Here is a 17,483-nt window from a genome sequence, read left to right as displayed (position 1 = left end):
CAGGTCATTGGGACAATAGTCAGCAGTAGTTGTTCTGGCTCTGTCGAAGTAGGACAATTGTCGGCTTCACGTCACCATCAGCGACCATGAATGGCCTTCCTTGCACTCGGTATTAACCACAAGACTGCTTCAGTAGACGTCCGCGAGCGCGTGGCCTTTACCCCTGAGCAGCTGGTGGAGGCCTTGCAGCAGCTCTGCCGACTCACCGACAGCCGCGAAGCTGCGATCCTCTCCACCTGCAATCGCAGTGAACTCTATATAGAACAGGATCACCTTTCGGCGGACGTCATCCTGCGCTGGCTGGCCGATTATCACCATTTGAGCCTCGAGGAGCTGCGCGCGAGCGCTTATGTGCACGAAGATGATGCGGCAGTTCGTCACATGATGCGGGTGGCCTCCGGGCTCGATTCGCTGGTGTTGGGCGAACCGCAGATTCTCGGTCAGATGAAATCGGCTTACGCCGTGGCCCGCGAAGCCGGCACCATCGGTCCGTTGCTCGGGCGGTTGTTCCAGGCGACGTTCAACGCGGCCAAACAGGTGCGCACCGACACCGCCATCGGCGAGAACCCGGTCTCCGTGGCGTTTGCCGCGGTCAGCCTGGCGAAACAGATTTTCAGTGATCTGCAACGCAGTCAGGCCTTGCTGATCGGCGCCGGTGAGACCATCACCCTGGTCGCCCGCCATCTGCACGAATTGGGTGTGAAGCGCATCGTGGTCGCCAACCGCACCCTGGAGCGCGCGAGCATTCTGGCCGAGCAGTTCGGCGCCCATGCGGTGTTGCTCTCGGAAATCCCGGCCGAGCTTGTGCGCAGCGACATCGTTATCAGTTCCACCGCCAGCCAGTTGCCGATCCTTGGCAAGGGCGCGGTGGAAAGCGCCTTGAAACTGCGCAAGCACAAGCCGATCTTCATGGTAGACATCGCCGTCCCTCGGGATATCGAGCCGGAAGTCGGCGAACTGGACGACGTTTACCTGTATAGCGTCGACGATCTCCACGAAGTGGTCGCCGAGAACCTCAAGAGCCGCCAGGGCGCAGCCCAAGCGGCAGAAGAGATGGTCTCGGTCGGTGCCGAAGATTTCATGGTCCGCCTGCGTGAACTGGCGGCGGTGGATGTGCTCAAGGCCTATCGCCAACAAAGCGAGCGCATGCGCGACGAAGAATTGCAGAAGGCCCAGCGCATGCTGGCCAACGGCAGCAGCGCCGAAGACGTGCTGGTGCAACTGGCGCGGGGCCTGACTAACAAACTCTTGCACGCACCGAGCGTGCAGTTGAAAAAGCTCTCTGCCGAAGGCCGCCTCGATGCGCTGGCCATGGCCCAGGAACTCTTTGCCCTGAATGAGGGCTCATCGGATAGCTTTTCGGATAAGAAACCGCAATGAAAGCGTCACTGCTCAATAAGCTGGACATCCTCCAGGACCGTTTCGAGGAATTGACCGCCTTGCTTGGCGACGGCGAAGTCATTTCCGATCAGAACAAATTCCGCACCTATTCCAAGGAATACGCGGAAGTCGAGCCGATTGTCGATGCCTATAAACAGTTGCTCAAAGTGCAAAGCGACCTTGACGGCGCCCAGGCGCTGCTCAAGGACAGCGACCCGGACATGCGCGAAATGGCCGTGGAAGAAGTCCGCGAAGCCAAAGAGCAACTGATCGACATCGAAGCCAGCCTGCAACGCATGCTGCTGCCCAAGGATCCGAATGACGGGCGTAACGTGTTCCTCGAAATTCGCGCCGGCACCGGCGGTGACGAGGCGGCGATTTTCTCCGGCGACCTGTTCCGCATGTATTCGCGTTACGCCGAGCGTCGCGGTTGGCGGGTGGAGATCCTCTCGGAGAACATCGGCGAGCACGGCGGCTATAAAGAAGTCATCGCCCGAGTCGAAGGCGACAGCGTCTACGGCAAGTTGAAATTCGAATCCGGTGCGCATCGCGTGCAACGGGTTCCGGCCACTGAGTCCCAGGGTCGCATCCACACCTCGGCCTGCACTGTGGCGGTGTTGCCCGAGCCGGACGAACAGGAAGCGATCGAGATCAACCCCTCGGATTTGCGCATCGATACCTACAAATCCTCCGGTGCCGGTGGTCAGCACGTTAACAAAACGGACTCGGCGATCCGCATTACTCACCTGCCGTCCGGTATTGTCGTCGAGTGCCAGGAAGAACGTTCCCAGCACAAGAACCGCGCCCGGGCGATGTCCTGGCTGTCGGCCAAGCTCAATGACCAGCAGACCAGCGCCGCCGCCAATGCCATCGCCAGCGAGCGTAAATTGCTGGTGGGGTCGGGCGATCGCTCCGAGCGGATCCGCACCTACAACTTTGCCCAGGGCCGGGTCACCGATCACCGGGTCAACCTGACGCTGTATTCCCTCGACGAAATCCTCGCGGGTGGTGTCGACGCGGTGATCGAGCCGTTGCTGGCCGAATACCAGGCTGACCAATTGGCAGCGATAGGTGAGTAAATGACGATCATTGCCAGTTTGTTACGCGCCGCCGACCTGCCGGATTCGCCCTCCGCGCGCCTGGATGCCGAATTGTTGCTCGCCGCAGCGTTGGGCAAGTCCCGCAGTTTTCTGCACACCTGGCCCGAGCGCATCGTTCCGAGCGAAGCGGCGCTGAAGTTTGCCGAGTACCTGCAACGCCGTCGTGGCGGTGAGCCGGTGGCCTACATCCTCGGCCAGCAAGGTTTCTGGAAGCTCGATCTGGAAGTTGCGCCACACACGCTAATCCCGCGCCCGGACACCGAGCTGTTGGTGGAAGCGGCGCTTGAACGCCTGCCAGCCACACCTGCCAAGGTCCTCGATCTCGGCACCGGTAGCGGCGCCATTGCCCTGGCCCTGGCGAGCGAGCGTCCGGCCTGGAAGGTTACTGCCGTGGATCGCGTGCTCGAAGCCGTGGCCCTGGCCGAGCGCAATCGCCAGCGCTTGCACCTGAACAACGCCACCGTGCTGAGCAGTCATTGGTTCAGTGCCCTGGAAGGTCAGCGTTTTCAACTGATCATCAGCAACCCGCCTTACATCGCATCCGCCGACCCGCATCTGGTGGAAGGCGATGTGCGCTTCGAACCGGCCAGTGCCTTGGTGGCCGGCGTCGACGGGCTCGACGATCTGCGTCTGATCGTCGCCCAGGCGCCGGATTACCTTGAAACGGGCGGTTGGCTGATGCTCGAACACGGTTACGATCAAGCCCATGCAGTACGCGATTTGCTACTGATCCGCGGCTTTGAAGACGTCCACAGCCGCACCGATCTGGGCGGGCACGAACGTATCAGCCTGGGGCGCCTGCCGTGCTGAATGATCAGGAATTGTTGCGCTACAGTCGGCAGATTCTATTGCAGCACGTCGACATCGACGGCCAGTTGCGACTGAAAGAAAGCCGCGTGTTAATCGTCGGTCTCGGCGGTCTCGGCTCACCGGTTGCGCTGTACCTGGCAGCTGCTGGCGTCGGCGAGTTGCATTTGGCGGACTTCGACACCGTCGACCTGACCAATTTGCAACGCCAGATTGTTCACGACACCGACAGCGTCGGCCTGAGCAAGGTCGATTCGGCCATTCGCCGACTGAACGCGATCAATCCCGAGATTCAGTTGATCGCTCATCGCACCGCGCTGGACGAAGATTCCCTGGCCGCCGCCGTGGCCGCGGTGGATCTGGTGCTGGACTGTTCCGATAATTTCTCCACCCGCGAAGCGGTCAACGCTGCGTGTGTCGCCGCCCGCAAACCTCTGGTCAGTGGCGCTGCGATTCGGCTGGAAGGGCAGTTGTCGGTGTTCGACCTGCGTCGTCCGGAGAGTCCGTGCTATCACTGTTTGTATGGTCACGGCAGCGAAGCCGAATTGACGTGCAGCGAAGCCGGCGTCGTGGGGCCTTTGGTTGGGCTGGTCGGCAGCCTCCAGGCGCTGGAAGCCATGAAATTGCTGGTCGGTTTCGGCGAGCCGCTGGTGGGGCGTCTGTTGTTGATCGATGCCTTGGGCTCGCGCTTTCGCGAATTACGGGTCAAGCGTGATCCAGGCTGCAGCGTCTGTGGTTCGAAGCATGCGTGAAGCGCCGATTGGCGTGTTCGACTCCGGCGTTGGTGGGCTTTCGGTGCTGGCCGAGATCCAGCGTTTGCTGCCCGACGAGTCACTGTTGTACGTCGCCGATTGCGGGAATATTCCCTATGGCGAGAAAACCCCGGAATTCATCCGTCATCGTTGCAGTGTGATGGCCGGTTTTTTTCAGCAGCAAGGCGCCAAGGCTTTGGTGCTGGCCTGTAACACGGCGACTGTCGCTGGCGTTGCAGACTTGCGGCGCGATTATCCCGAGTGGCCCATCGTCGGCATGGAGCCGGCGGTCAAACCGGCCGCTGCCGCCACCCGCAGCGGAGTGGTCGGCGTACTCGCCACCACCGGCACCTTGCAAAGTGCCAAGTTCGCCGCTTTGCTCGACCGTTTCGCCGCCGATGTGCGCGTCCTCACTCAGCCGTGCCCCGGCCTGGTGGAGCTGATTGAAAACGGCGATCTGCACAGTCCTGCACTGCGCCAGTTGCTTGCCAGGTATGTCGAGCCGCTGCTCGGCGCCGGGTGCGACACAATAATTCTCGGCTGCACGCATTACCCCTTCCTAAAGCCGTTGCTTAAGCAGATGATCCCTGAAGACATCAGCCTGATCGACACCGGCGCCGCTGTAGCGCGGCAACTTCAGCGTCTGTTGGCCGAGCGTGAATTGCTCGCCGAGGGGCCTGCACGTGCCGCACAGTTCTGGACGAGTTCCGATCCGGAACATTTCAGAAATATCTTGCCGATACTGTGGAATACCGCTGGCGTTGTGCAAAGCTTTGAAGGGTAAGTTAAAGCCTGGGCAAATGAGTCATTGGGGTGAACTTCTGATTAAGCGTCGACTTCTATAGCGTTAAGCAACAAAAAAACCATACGAAATCGTTCGGAAAAGGATGTTTCTAATGAAGCGACTATTCTGCTTGGCTGCGATTGCGGCCGCACTGATGGGGCACAGTTTTACCGCACAGGCGGCAGGCGTTGAGTTCGCGGTTGGCCAGACCAGCGAGTCGACCATGACCTACCGACTGGGCCTGCAATTCGATTGGGACAAGAGCTGGTTGCAGAGTGATGTCGGTCGTTTGACCGGTTACTGGAGCGGTGCCTACACCTATTGGGAAGGCAACAAGACCTCCAGCAACCACAGCCTGTCGTTCTCGCCAGTGCTGGTTTACGAGTTTGCCGGGCAGACCGTCAAACCCTACCTGGAGTTGGGGGTTGGCGTGGCAGTGTTCGCCAATACCGAAGTCGAAAACAACAATCTCGGCAATGCCTTTCAGTTTGAAGACCGGTTCGGCTTTGGGCTGCGCTTTGCGGGCGGGCATGAAGTCGGGATTCGTGCGACGCACTATTCCAATGCCGGGCTCAGCAGCCCGAACAATGGTGTAGAAAGCTACGCACTGCATTACACGATGCCGCTCTAAGCACACTGCACAATCAATGGGGGTGGGTTTGAGTTCAGCGATACGCCGTGGTAATCCCCTGGCGTTCGTCGATGCATTCCGGTGCGCCCATCTCGAACTCCCTGCAGATCAGCGGGCGTTTCTCGTAGATGGTGCACATCATGGTGTTGCGATCCAGCGCAGCACACCAACCGTCATCCAGACGCAACATGACTTCCCCACCCCAGTCATCAGTATCGATAAAACGTTCGGGCACGCCTGTGTCGGTGATCAGCATGACTTCAAGCTGGCAGCAGCAAGCTGCGCAGGTCGAGCAAGTGACCACCGGTTCAGCGATTTGCGTGTGGGGAATGGTTTTCATGGCACGCAGTGTAAGGCAGTGGGCCGGGGCTGTGTGAAAGGCCTGACGGACGCTCAGCTGTGAGTATCGGACGCCAGCCGCTGAGCCATGAAATGCAGTGTGGGAAACAGCAGCGCCCACAGTAATCCGATGCCGATCAGTGTCGGCCATTGTCCGTAGGGAAATTGCACCCCGGCCAATTGTCCTCCCGCGTAATACGACAACGGCCCACCGACGGCGCCCAGTAGGCTGCCGAGCCACCAGGGATTGGCGGTCCATTGCAGGCAATGTCGCAAAGTGGTTGCCAGCAACGCCCACAACAGCATCAGCCACATCGGAATCAGCGGCGCGACATCGTTGAAGTCGAACACCCCCAGCCAGCGCAACGAACTGTCGACCGTCGTTCCCAGCAGCACCACGCTGAGGATCAGTCGGCCTTCATCAGCCCAGCGACTTATCCACAACAGATGAATCACCAGCACCGCCAACGCCACCAGCAACCACAGACCACTGCCTCCGATCACGCAGGCAAACCAGCCGACCTGAAACAGCGCGGCATTTGCCCATCGTTCAAGCATCGAATCGGCCGAGCAGCGGCGCCGGCATCGCGGCGGGTTTGGCCAGCAGCAACTGCGCCGTGCCGATGGTGCGTTCCAGGAAACCACCTTCGCAGTAGCACAGATAAAATTCCCACAGCCGCAGGAAATAGTCGTCGTAGCCCATTTCGCTCAAGCGACCGTGGGCGCGGCGAAAATTCTCATGCCACAGGCGCAAGGTTCGGGCGTAGTGCAGGCCGAAATCCTCCATGTGCAGTAGGTTCATGTCGGTGTCACGGCTGACAATCTCCAGCATTTTCTGCACGCAGGGCAGGGCGCCGCCGGGGAAAATGTAACGCTGAATGAAATCGACATTGCTCTTGGCTTGTTCGTAGCGCTGCTCGCGGATGGTGATCGCTTGCAACAGCATCAAGCCGTTGCTCTTGAGCAGCTGCGCGCATTGCTTGAAGTAGATCGGCAGGAAGCGATGACCAACCGCTTCGATCATCTCGATCGACACCAGTTTGTCGTACTGCCCGGTCAGGTCGCGATAATCGGACAGGAGCAGTGTGACCTGATCTTGCAAACCCAGGGCTTCGATCCGTTGCGCGGTAAAGGCGTACTGCTCTTTCGACAGCGTGGTGGTGGTGACTTTGCAGCCGTATTTCTGGGCGGCGTAAAGCGCCATGCTGCCCCAGCCGGTGCCGATTTCCAGCAGGTGATCGCTGGGTTGCAGCGCGAGTTTCTGGCAGATACGTTCGAGCTTGTTCAGTTGCGCCTGTTCCAGGGTGTCTTCAGGGGTGAGGAACTGCGCGGCGGAATACATCATGGTCGGGTCGAGAAACTGCTCAAACAAGTCATTGCCGAGGTCGTAATGTGCCGCGATGTTTTTCTGCGAGCCCTTGCGTGTGTTGCGATTGAGCCAGTGCAGGCTCTGCACGAACGGGCGGCTCAGTTTTGCCAGTCCACCTTCCAGCGCATCCAGTACGACAAGGTTGCTGACGAAGACACGCACCACTGCCGTCAAATCCGGCGAACTCCAGTAGCCGTGGATAAACGCTTCGCCCGCGCCAATCGAGCCGTTACTCGCCACCAGTCCCCAGGCCGCGGCGTCGAGGATATGGATTTCGCCTACGAGATGGTTGCCGGCGGTACCGAAGACGTGCCGTTCGCCGTCTTCGAAGACCACCAGTTGCCCGTGTTTGAGCTGCGCCATCTGCCGCAACACACCACGGCGCAGCAACGATCCGGTCAGGCCGTTGGTACTTAACAGGTTGGTTTTGGCCGAGACACTAGAGGATTTCATGGCGGCGATCCTTGGGGGGAACAGTGGTGGTCTGAAATCTGCCATCGGCAGCCGGATGAGCAAATATCGGTGCGCGTTTCAGTAGCAAGCGCACGGCCTGCCAATAAATCGCCAGACAGGTTTTCGCGGTCATCCACGGAAAGCGCCGCAAGTAACGGTGCAGGCTGCCGCGGGTGAGGGCTTCGCGGTGCAGGTTGAGTGTGGCGTCGAACAGTTTCAGTTCGCCTTGCCAATCCGCCATGTGCACGCCGAGTTTTTGCGCGGCGGGGCTGAAGCTCATGCGGTATTCAATATCGCGCGGCAGAAACGGCGACACATGAAATGCCTTGGCCACGGCGAAATGCTGGTGGAAGTCCTGCACGTTCGTCGGTGCCTTGGCCGGTAACACGTAGTGGTAACGCTCGCGCCACGGCGTATTGGTGACTTCGCAGAGAATCGCCGCCAGTTGGCCGTCGGCCTCATGGCAGTAGAAAAAACTCACCGGGTTGAACGACAGGCCCCAACTGCGGGCTTGGGTCAGGAGGCAGATCGAGCCGTGTGGCACATGGCCGATTACCTCGGCGACTTGCTGGCGTACCGCGTCGATCAAGCGCATGCCACTGCCAGTGAAGGCTTTCAAGTAATCGGTTTCGCGAAACGAGAACGGCGCGAAACGGCTGGTGCCCGACAGCGGCGACAAGCCAAGCACCGCGTCCTGTTCGTCGAGGTCCAGGTACAGCAGACCGATCCGGTAACGGAATTCATGGCGCCGCGGGGCAAACCGCCGATGGGCGATCCAGCCGCTGTAAAGGGCGCTGTTCACAACACTTCTCCCAGCGAGCGAGCAACCCGCAGCGCACTGACCACACCGTCTTCATGGAAACCACTGGCCCAATAAGCGCCGCAAAACCAAGTGTGCTGCGCGCCGTCCAACTCATCCCAGCGTGCCTGCGCGGCGACGGCAGCCAAGCTGTATTGCGGATGGGCGTAGGTGAATTTGGCGAGCACTTTGTTCGGGCTGATGCCTGCACTCTGATTGAGGCTGACGCAAAACGTGGTGTCGCTCTGGATGCCTTGCAGAATGTTCATGTCGTAAGTGACGGCGGCCAGCGTGTGACCGGGACCACCGAGGCGATAATTCCAACTGGCCCAGGCAAGCTGTCGAACCGGCAGCAAGCGCGTGTCGGTGTGCAACACCACTTCGTTGTCGGCGTAGGGCAGGGCGCCAAGGATCGACTGTTCGGCGCTGCTCGGTTTGGCCAGCAGTTTGAGGGCCTGATCGCTGTGGCAGGCGAACACCACTTTGTCGAAACGCTCGCTGCCGGCGGCGCTGTGGATAACGACGCCGTCTTCATCGCGTTCAACGCGGGTCACCGGGCAATTGAGGCGAATCTTGTCTTTAAAAGACGCGGTCAGAGGTGCGACATAAGCGCTTGAACCACCCTCGATCACACTCCATTGCGGACGATTGCTGACGGACAGCAAGCCGTGATTCTTGAAAAACCGGATGAAGAACTGCAACGGGAAACCGAGCATGTCGGCCATGGACATCGACCAGATCGCCGCGCCCATCGGCACGATGTAATGCAGGATAAAGCGCTCGCCGTAGCCGCCCGCCTTCAGGTATTGATCGAGGGTGGTGTCGGCGGCGATCCGTTGTTCTTCGAGGTCGCGCTGGGCTTCTTTGTTGAACCGCAGGATGTCGCGCAACATGCCCCAGAACCCTGGCGACATCAGGTTGCGACGTTGGGCGAACAGGCTGTTGAGGTTGTTGCCGTTGTACTCAAGGCCCGAGTCCGGGTCGGTGACCGAGAAACTCATCTCGGTGGGTTTGAAGCCCACGCCGAGCTGGCCCAGTAGGCGAATGAAATTCGGGTAGGTCCAGTCGTTGAACACAATAAAACCGGTGTCCACTGCATAGCGCTGGCCATCGACAGTCACGTCCACCGTGTGGGTGTGACCGCCGACCCAGTCGCTGGCCTCGAACAGAGTGATCTCGTGCCTGCGATTGAGCAGGTAGGCGCTGGTCAGCCCCGAGATCCCGCTGCCGATGATGGCGATGTTCAAGGGACATCCTTGATCGGCGGACTGCTGCGCACCATGCGCTTGCCGATGGCCAGTTTCACGCCGTTGGGCATTTTTGACAGCGGCCAGAGCGCAGCCATGAACAGTCCGGGGAACGCGATCTCCAGTGGGCGGTTTTTGAGTTTGGCGAAGATGTGCTGTGCAGCTTTATCCACAGGCCAGCTGAGCGGCATCGGGAAATCGTTCTTCGCCGTCAACGGTGTCTCGACAAACCCCGGGCTGACCACGGTGACTTCAATGCCTTCCGGCGCCAGATCAATGCGCAACGATTCGAACAAGTAGCGCAGCCCGGCCTTTGACGCGCCATACGCTTCGGCGCGGGGTAGCGGCAAGTACGTCACCGAACTGGCGACGCCCACCAAGTGCGGCGCGGTACCCTTGCGCAGCAGCGGTAAGGCCGCCTCGATGCAGTACGCGCTGGCGAGCAAATTGGTGCGCACCACATGCTCGACAATCGACGAATCGAATTGCTGAACGTCGACGTATTCGCAGGTGCCTGCATTGAGAATCACCGTGTCCAGGGATCCCCAGTCTTCGGCAATTTTCGCGCCGATTTCGCGGACTGTCTGGCTGTTGGTCAAGTCACCGGGCACCACCAGCACTTGCCCCGGATAACGCAGGGACAAGACTTTCAGCACCGCCGCCGAGCGTGAACTGACGGCGACGTGGGCGCCGGTTTTCAGTATTTCTTCGGCCAGCGAGGCGCCAATGCCGCTGCTGGCGCCGGTTAACCAGTAACGCCGTGGAGGTGTAAAACTCATCCCATTCTCCTTTTCAGCCAGGTAATCGCCCGACCCAATACGGGTACATGTTCGTAAAGCAGCGCCCCGGCATCGAAGTAATCTCGGTGGCGATAAACCTTATCGCGCCAGAGCAGGTGCGAGCAGCCATCGACCCGAATCAACTGACCGCCGGCCAGGCGCGGATGGCGATAACTCATGACCCAGCGCAAATAGCCCTCGCCTCCACTGATCTGGTCGAAGCCATGAAAGTCGAAGTGCAGATCGCTGACGTTGGCGTAGAGCTCGGTGAAGTAGCTGCGCATTTGCACCAGGCCCTGAACTTCGTGCAGAGGATCGGTGAAGTGCACGTCGTCGGTGTAGAGCTGATTGAGGTGTTGCAGGCAGTCCTTGTCCAAGGCTGCAAACTGTTGGGCAAAACGGCGCAGGAAATCACTCATCGTGTCCTCCGGCCTGTTGTCTTGATGGCAGGTTCTTGAACGCGGCCAGTGCCCGTTGGCGCGAGGTGCTTAGGTTGACGATTGGCGACGGATAATCTGCTACGCCGAACAACCCACCAAGGTTGGCCGGGTTGTGCACTTCCTTTTTGTTCAGCCCGGCCAGTTCCGGCAGCCAGTGCTTGATGAATACGCCTTCGCTGTCGAATTTTTCAGACTGGCTCAACGGATTGAAAATCCGGAAGTAGGGCGCCGAGTCGGTGCCGGTGGACGAGCTCCACTGCCAGCCACCGTTGTTCGCCGCGAGGTCGCCGTCGATCAGGTGCCGCATGAAAAAGCGCTCGCCTTCACGCCAGTCAATCAGCAGGTTTTTGGTCAGGAACATCGCCACGACCATGCGCAGTCGGTTGTGCATCCAACCGGTTTCGAGCAATTGGCGCATGGCCGCGTCGATGATCGGCAGGCCGGTGCGGGCTTCTTGCCACGCCAGCAGTTCTTCCGGGGCGTCGCGCCAGGCCAGGGCTTCGGTTTCCGGGCGGAAAGCACGGTGACGCGAGACCCGTGGGTAGCCCACCAGAATGTGTTTGTAAAACTCGCGCCACAGCAGTTCGTTAATCCAGGTCACCGCGCCGACCTTACCGCTTTCGAATTCCCCTTGATTGCTTTGCAGGGCGGCGTGCAGGCATTGGCGAGGGGAAATCACCCCGGCGGCGAGATAAGCCGAGAGCTGACTGGTGCCCGGTTTGGCCGGGAAGTCTCGCTCGTTTTTGTAATAGTCAATCTGGGCGTCGGCGAAGGTGTCGAGACGGCGCCGGGCTTCGGCTTCACCGGCCGGCCAGAGTGTGCGCAGGCTGAGGGTCGGCGTTTTGAAACCTTCAACGCTTGATGGGATTTTGTCGCTGCGCAGAGCAAGTGGCATCTGAACCGCGGGTGCGACGACCAGCCCTGGTAACGACGCGCGCAGACGGTCGTAGCAGGCTTTGCGGAACTGGCTGAAGACTTGAAAGTAAGTGCCGGTCTTGGTCAGCACGCTGCCCGGTTTGAACAGCAGTTGATCGAGGTAGCTATAGAAGTCGATACCATGGGCCTTGAGCGATTCGCCCACAGCGTCATCACGACGGCTTTCATGAATGCCGTATTCCTCGTTGACGTGCACCGCGTCGATCTTCAATTGCTGACACAGTTCAAGCAGCACCTTCGGCGCTTCAACCCAGCGTGATGACGTGCGGATCAGCAAAGGAATATTCAGTTCGCCCAGCGTACGGCTCAACTCGCCAAGATTGCGCAGCCAGAAATCCACTTTGCACGGCGCGTCATCGTGCTCCAGCCATTGCTCCGGACTGAGCAGATACACCGCCACAGTCGGGCCGCGAGCAGCGGCGGCCGAAAGGGCGGTGTTGTCATGTAGGCGCAAGTCGCTGCGCAACCAGATCAATTGCATGGTGGAGTCCGTATGTTTCATTAAATTAGTCCACGCTGAACCAGGTCCTGATGGGCCGTTAACGGGTCGTCGGCCAAGAACAAATCAGCGATCTCAGTAGTTTTTACGGACAACTCGGCGTGGTGGATGCATACCGTTGGTCCGACAATCATTTTTGGGCAACTGACGCCATTCAGCAGTCTCGGCAGTTGGGACAGGTTCATGGCTTTGCTGGAATACAGCAGTACACCGCGGGCTTGCAGGTGATCGACCGCCAGCGCGAGTTCGCCGGCGGGGAGTGGCCAGTCGAAAACTTCCACCGGGCAATCGGCGCTGCTGATCAGCCAGGCGGTGAGCCACAGGTGAGGTTCCAGTGGCAGGTCCGAATGATTGATCAACAGCAGTGGCGCGGTGCGTAACTGACGGTTGTTATGGTAGATGCGGGCGCCGAATTTGCTACGCAACCAGGAGTAAAAGAACACCCGCTCCATCTGCGCGCCGAACTGGCCTTGCCAGCGGTGCCCCAGTTCCGTCAGTAAAGGCATCAGCAGTTGTTCGCATAAAGTGCGTGGAGGGTACAGCGCCATGGCCTGATTGACAGTGTCATCGAGGGTGCGTTCGTTCAGTTGAGTGACTGCTTGCAGCAGCGTATGGCACAGCACTTGCCAATCGTTTTCGACGGACTCGGTAAAGGCCTGCGGGGTGTCAAGCAGTTGCTTGACCTGGCTGACGGCCACACCGCGGTTGAGCCAGGTGAGGATCGTCAGAATGCGTTGAACGTGATCGGCCGAGAACAGCCGATGACCTTTGGGCGTGCGTTGCGGCACGATCAGGCCATAACGCCGTTCCCAGGCGCGCAGGGTGACGGCGTTGACGCCGGTCTGCCGGGCCACTTCACGGATCGGTAGCCAGCCTTCGTCGAGGGCTTTTTTGAAGTCGGCGCCGAGGTCTTCGCTGGCGCTGGTGTCGAGTGGGCTTTTCATTAGATTGTCATTAGATCGCGTTTCGCAGACTGAGATTTTCCGGATGCGGTTGCAGGTAAACCTGTTGCGCAATGTACGGATCCGGGTGTTGACGGAAGTAGTGTTTGAGCAACGTCAACGGCACCACCAGCGGCACGATCCCGTGGCGGTACTGGCCGATGACGTGCTGCACTTCCTGTTTGTCTTCAGGGCTGATCGTCTGTTTGAGATAGCCGCTGATGTGTTGCAAGACATTGGTGTGGGTGCGGCGCGTAGCGCATTTTTTCAAGGCCGCCATCAGCTCGCTGAAATAGCGTGGGCCGAGTTCGTTCGGGTCGGTCTGGCCCATGTTGCCCAGCAGGGTACCCAGGGTTTTGTATTGCACCGGGTGGTGGGCCATCAGCAGGTATTTGTAGCGCGAGTGAAAGTCCGTGAGGCCACGGCGAGTCAGGCCTTCACACAACAACTGCTGCCAGGCGCTGTAGGCGAATACGCGGGTGAGAAAGTTTTCTCGCAGCACCGGGTCGTTGAGCCGGCCGTCTTCTTCCACCGGTAAATCCGGATGCAGCGCGCAGAACGCCTGGGCGTAGATGCCACGGCCACCACCGTCCACCGGCGCACCGTTGGCGTGGTAGACCTTGACCCGATCCAAACCGCATGACGGGGATTTCTGCATGAAGATGTAGCCGCAGATATCGGCCAACTCCGCGGCCATTTTCTGACCGTACTCCGCCAGCGGCACGGTGACATTGAGCTCAGGAGTGACGGTGCCGACAGCCTCGGGATGTTCAGGATCGCCCACCAGCCGGATCGGCTCCCGAGGAATGCCGAGGCCGATGGCGACTTCGGGGCAAACCGGGACGAATTCAAAATAGTCAGTGAGGGTGCGACTGCACAGCCGCGACGTCTTGTGCCCGCCGTTGTAACGCACTTCTGCACCCATCAGGCAGGCACTGATGGCGATTTTCGGTTTCACGGAGACGTGGACCATCGGAGCACCTCGAGTCTAAACCTGTACAGAGGGTTAATTCTGTACAACATGGTTTCATCATAGATTCAAAGGTGTACAAGTCAAATTATTTGTATAGGTTTTTGCCGTCGCCCCCGTAGGAGCTGCGGTTCACTGCAGATGCGCATGCAAGCGGCGGGCGGCTTCCTGGCCGCTGAGCCACGCGCCTTCGACACGGCCGGACAAGCACCAGTCGCCACACACATACAAGCCCAGATCGGCATCGGCCAGGGCTCCCCATTCATGGCTGCTGGCGGGTCGGGCGTAGAGCCAGCGGTGAGCAAGGCTAAAGGTCGGGGCAGGCATGGCGCTGTGCAGCAGCTCGGCAAATGCGCCGTGCAATTGCTCGATCACTGCTTCTTTGGGCAGGTCGATATGTTGCCTGCTCCAGGCGCTGGTGGCGTGCAGGACCCAGGTGTCCAGCGTGTTGTCACGTCCTGGTTTGCTGCGGTTGCGAGCCAGCCAGTCGAGCGGGCTGTCCTGCACGAAGCAGCCTTCCATGGGTGTATCCAGCGGTGTCTTGAACGCCAGCGCGACAGCCCAGGTCGGGTCCATTTTCACCCCGGCGGCGGCACCGGCGAGTTTCGGTGCCGAGGCCAGCAGTGCAGTCGCCTGTGGCGCCGGCGTGGCGATCACCACATGACTAAACGGGCCGTGGGTGAAACCTTCGGCGTCCTGCAAATGCCAGTGCTCTTCGCCACGATAGACTTCGGTGATCCGGCAGGCGAAATGCACTTCCAGATCGCCGAGCAGGCCGCGGGTAATCGCGCTCATACGTGGCGTACCGACCCAGCGCGTCTGTTCGTCCGGCGACAGATTGAGCTGGCCACCGTGGTAGGTGTAGAGCTGCGGCATCCATTCGGCGACCCAGCCATTGCTTTGCCAGCGCTGGACTTCAGTGACGAAGCGGCGATCGCGGGCGGTGAAATATTGCGCGCCCATGTCCAGAGCACCTGCATCGCTGCGCTTGCTCGACATGCGTCCACCGCTGCCACGGCTTTTATCGAAAAGTTGAACGACATGCCCGACTTCTGTCAGGGCCTGGGCGGCGGAGAGACCGGCGATGCCGGTGCCGATGATTGCGATAGGTACAGTCATAGGGGCCTCGTTTACCTTTCTGTACAGACTACGCCGTGGTTTAAACCTGTACAATATTGTTTTTTGGTATAACTTTTAGCGTTCTCGTTCTGACAGCTTGGCCTATTGTTAAACACAAGGCCTGCCCGATACCAAAGATCCCTGCTTATAAAAATAGACTAGTGATCAAGGTAAAACGCCACGCGAGGAAGAAGTCATGCACATATTGCTGACCGGCGGTACTGGTTTGATAGGACCTCAGCTCTGCCGACACTGGTTGAGTCAGGGTCATCGTCTGACGGTCTGGAGTCGAAGTCCTGAAAAAGTCGCGAAAATATGCGGTACCCAGGTGCGTGGTGTTGCCCGGCTTGAAGACCTCGGCCCGGAACCGATCGATGCGATTGTAAATCTGGCGGGCGCACCGATTGCCGATCGGCCTTGGACAACCAAACGCAAAGCGCTGTTGTGGAGTAGCCGAATCGCCCTGACCGAAACCCTGCTGGCCTGGCTCGAAACCCGTGAGCAAAAACCGCAGGTATTGATCTCCGGATCTGCCGTTGGTTGGTATGGCGACGGAGGCGAGCGGGAACTGACCGAGAAATCTCCACCGGTCATCGATGATTTCGCCAGCCAGTTGTGCATCGCGTGGGAGGAAACCGCCCAGCGTGCCGAGGCGTTGGGCATCCGCGTGACCCTCATCCGCACCGGGCTGGTGTTGTCAGCCGAGGGCGGCTTTTTGTCGCGGCTGTTACTGCCATTCAAACTGGGGCTGGGCGGGCCTATCGGCAATGGCCGGCAGTGGATGCCGTGGATCCATATCAACGATCAAATCGCCCTGATTGATTTTCTTCTGCATCAGAAAGACGCTAGCGGTCCCTATAATGCCTGCGCGCCCAAGCCGGTGCGCAATCGCGAGTTCGCCAAGACGTTGGGTAGCGTGCTGAACCGCCCGACGTTCATGCCCATGCCGGCCCTGGCTTTAAAGGTGTGTCTGGGCGAGTTGTCATTGCTGTTGCTGGGCGGCCAGAAGGCAGTTCCGGCTCGCTTGCTGGAAGCGGGTTTCACTTTCCAGTTCACTGATTTGCGCGCGGCTCTGGACGACCTTTCCAGCCGCCTTTGAAATAGGACGTTGCATGACCGATCACGCATTGCTTCTGGTCAATCTGGGCTCACCGGCCTCCACCTCGGTGGCGGATGTGCGCAGTTACCTCAATCAGTTTCTAATGGACCCGTATGTGATTGACCTGCCATGGCCGGTGCGACGTTTGCTGGTGTCGCTGATCCTGTTCAAGCGCCCGGAGCAGTCAGCCCACGCCTACGCCTCGATCTGGTGGGAGGAGGGCTCGCCGTTGGTGGTGCTCAGCCGTCGCCTGCAGCAGGCCATGACGGCCCAGTGGACCCACGGTCCGGTGGAGTTGGCGATGCGTTACGGTGAGCCGTCGATTGAGTCGAAATTAGTGCAGCTGGCCGCCCAAGGCCACAAAAAAATCACGCTCGCGCCGCTTTATCCACAGTTCGCTGACAGCACCGTGACCACGGTGATCGAAGAAGCCAAACGAGTGGTGCGCGAGAAGAAGCTCGACGTACAGTTCTCGATTCTCCAGCCGTTCTACGATCAGCCGGAATACCTCGATGCGTTGGTGGCCAGTGCCAAGCCTTATCTGCAGCAGGATCACGATCACCTGCTGCTGAGTTTTCACGGCTTGCCGGAACGGCACCTGACCAAGCTCGATCCGACCGGGCACCATTGCTTTAAAAGCGATAATTGCTGTCTGAACGCTTCGCCAGAAGTATTGGCGACCTGCTACCGCGCCCAATGCCTGCGCACGGCGTCCGAGTTTGCCAAACGTCTGGGCCTGCCGGATGGCAAGTGGTCGGTGTCATTCCAGTCGCGACTGGGTCGAGCCAAATGGATCGAACCCTACACCGAAGCGCGCCTCGATGAGTTGGCTGGAATGGGCGTGAAGAAAGTGCTGGTGATGTGCCCGGCGTTTGTCGCCGATTGTATTGAGACGCTGGAAGAAATCGGTGATCGCGGCAAAGAGCAGTTCCGCGAGGCGGGAGGGGAGGAGTTGGTGCTGGTGCCGTGTCTCAACGATGACCCGCAGTGGGCGAAGGCGTTGAACACCTTGTGCGAAAGGGCCCCGTTGGCGTTGTAG

At 59.5% G+C, this 17,483-nt stretch carries 19 protein-coding genes; 8 read left to right on the top strand and 11 right to left on the bottom strand.

The window, feature by feature from the left end; all coding sequences use genetic code 11:
- The first annotated feature begins 90 nt into the window (after positions 1-90).
- The 6 genes from hemA (at position 91) to ACYZT3_RS24675 (ending at position 5,454) form a co-directional block, all read left to right on the top strand.
- Positions 91-1,380: a glutamyl-tRNA reductase gene (gene hemA / locus ACYZT3_RS24700; RefSeq protein ID WP_282378822.1), complete on the top strand. Its 1,290-nt coding sequence runs from the start codon at positions 91-93 to the stop codon at positions 1,378-1,380.
- Positions 1,377-2,459 (top strand): peptide chain release factor 1, encoded by a 1,083-nt coding sequence (gene prfA, locus ACYZT3_RS24695; protein WP_282378826.1) that lies wholly within the window; start codon positions 1,377-1,379, stop codon positions 2,457-2,459. The genes hemA and prfA overlap by 4 nt, the downstream gene beginning before the upstream one ends.
- A complete protein-coding gene (prmC, locus tag ACYZT3_RS24690) occupies positions 2,460-3,290 on the top strand; it encodes a peptide chain release factor N(5)-glutamine methyltransferase (protein WP_282378828.1) in 831 nt (276 codons plus the stop codon).
- Positions 3,284-4,039 (top strand): molybdopterin-synthase adenylyltransferase MoeB, encoded by a 756-nt coding sequence (locus tag ACYZT3_RS24685; protein ID WP_462030943.1) that lies wholly within the window; start codon positions 3,284-3,286, stop codon positions 4,037-4,039. The genes prmC and ACYZT3_RS24685 overlap by 7 nt, the downstream gene beginning before the upstream one ends.
- Positions 4,032-4,823, top strand: a complete 792-nt coding sequence (murI, locus tag ACYZT3_RS24680; protein WP_462030942.1) for a glutamate racemase — start codon at positions 4,032-4,034, stop codon at positions 4,821-4,823. The genes ACYZT3_RS24685 and murI overlap by 8 nt, the downstream gene beginning before the upstream one ends.
- Positions 4,824-4,935: 112 nt before the next feature.
- A complete protein-coding gene (locus ACYZT3_RS24675) occupies positions 4,936-5,454 on the top strand; it encodes an acyloxyacyl hydrolase (RefSeq protein WP_462030941.1) in 519 nt (172 codons plus the stop codon).
- A 34-nt stretch (positions 5,455-5,488) separates the two neighbouring features.
- Here ACYZT3_RS24675 and ACYZT3_RS24670 read toward each other — a convergent pair whose 3' ends face one another.
- From ACYZT3_RS24670 to ACYZT3_RS24620, 11 genes are all read right to left on the bottom strand, one after another.
- Positions 5,489-5,794 (bottom strand): YkgJ family cysteine cluster protein, encoded by a 306-nt coding sequence (locus ACYZT3_RS24670; RefSeq protein WP_282378837.1) that lies wholly within the window; start codon positions 5,792-5,794, stop codon positions 5,489-5,491.
- A gap of 53 nt (positions 5,795-5,847) precedes the next feature.
- Complete coding sequence (locus ACYZT3_RS24665; RefSeq protein ID WP_282378838.1) at positions 5,848-6,351, bottom strand: DUF2878 domain-containing protein; 504 nt, start codon at positions 6,349-6,351, stop codon at positions 5,848-5,850.
- Positions 6,344-7,615, bottom strand: a complete 1,272-nt coding sequence (locus ACYZT3_RS24660; RefSeq protein WP_282378839.1) for an SAM-dependent methyltransferase — start codon at positions 7,613-7,615, stop codon at positions 6,344-6,346. The genes ACYZT3_RS24665 and ACYZT3_RS24660 overlap by 8 nt, the downstream gene beginning before the upstream one ends.
- Positions 7,602-8,417 (bottom strand): DUF1365 domain-containing protein, encoded by an 816-nt coding sequence (locus ACYZT3_RS24655; protein ID WP_462030940.1) that lies wholly within the window; start codon positions 8,415-8,417, stop codon positions 7,602-7,604. The genes ACYZT3_RS24660 and ACYZT3_RS24655 overlap by 14 nt, the downstream gene beginning before the upstream one ends.
- Positions 8,414-9,661, bottom strand: coding sequence for an NAD(P)/FAD-dependent oxidoreductase (locus ACYZT3_RS24650; protein WP_462030939.1), 1,248 nt, complete (start codon positions 9,659-9,661; stop codon positions 8,414-8,416). Before ACYZT3_RS24650 ends, ACYZT3_RS24655 begins: the two co-directional genes overlap by 4 nt.
- Positions 9,658-10,440 carry an SDR family NAD(P)-dependent oxidoreductase gene (locus tag ACYZT3_RS24645; protein WP_282378845.1) on the bottom strand — a complete coding sequence of 261 codons (783 nt, stop codon included), beginning with the start codon at positions 10,438-10,440 and terminating at the stop codon, positions 9,658-9,660. The genes ACYZT3_RS24650 and ACYZT3_RS24645 overlap by 4 nt, the downstream gene beginning before the upstream one ends.
- The gene (locus ACYZT3_RS24640; protein WP_462030938.1) at positions 10,437-10,859 is read right to left on the bottom strand and encodes a nuclear transport factor 2 family protein; all 423 of its coding nucleotides are present in this window, start codon (positions 10,857-10,859) and stop codon (positions 10,437-10,439) included. The genes ACYZT3_RS24645 and ACYZT3_RS24640 overlap by 4 nt, the downstream gene beginning before the upstream one ends.
- Positions 10,852-12,297, bottom strand: a complete 1,446-nt coding sequence (phrB, locus tag ACYZT3_RS24635) for a deoxyribodipyrimidine photo-lyase (protein ID WP_462032421.1) — start codon at positions 12,295-12,297, stop codon at positions 10,852-10,854. Before phrB ends, ACYZT3_RS24640 begins: the two co-directional genes overlap by 8 nt.
- A gap of 20 nt (positions 12,298-12,317) precedes the next feature.
- Positions 12,318-13,259 carry a MerR family transcriptional regulator gene (locus ACYZT3_RS24630; protein ID WP_282378856.1) on the bottom strand — a complete coding sequence of 314 codons (942 nt, stop codon included), beginning with the start codon at positions 13,257-13,259 and terminating at the stop codon, positions 12,318-12,320.
- Positions 13,260-13,269: 10 nt separating this feature from the next.
- Positions 13,270-14,229: a YbgA family protein gene (locus tag ACYZT3_RS24625; RefSeq protein WP_282378859.1), complete on the bottom strand. Its 960-nt coding sequence runs from the start codon at positions 14,227-14,229 to the stop codon at positions 13,270-13,272.
- A gap of 129 nt (positions 14,230-14,358) precedes the next feature.
- Entirely contained in the window at positions 14,359-15,345 is a 987-nt protein-coding gene (locus ACYZT3_RS24620; protein ID WP_282378862.1) for an NAD(P)/FAD-dependent oxidoreductase, read from the bottom strand.
- A gap of 196 nt (positions 15,346-15,541) precedes the next feature.
- Between ACYZT3_RS24620 and ACYZT3_RS24615 the strand changes: the two genes are divergently transcribed.
- Positions 15,542-16,444 (top strand): TIGR01777 family oxidoreductase, encoded by a 903-nt coding sequence (locus ACYZT3_RS24615; RefSeq protein ID WP_462030937.1) that lies wholly within the window; start codon positions 15,542-15,544, stop codon positions 16,442-16,444.
- Positions 16,445-16,457: 13 nt separating this feature from the next.
- Positions 16,458-17,483: a ferrochelatase gene (hemH, locus tag ACYZT3_RS24610; protein WP_282378868.1), complete on the top strand. Its 1,026-nt coding sequence runs from the start codon at positions 16,458-16,460 to the stop codon at positions 17,481-17,483.

Source organism: Pseudomonas sp. MDT1-16 (genome assembly GCF_054898115.1).
The sequence above is the reverse complement of the archived record's forward strand: the minus strand, read 5'-3'. Positions and strand labels throughout refer to the sequence as shown.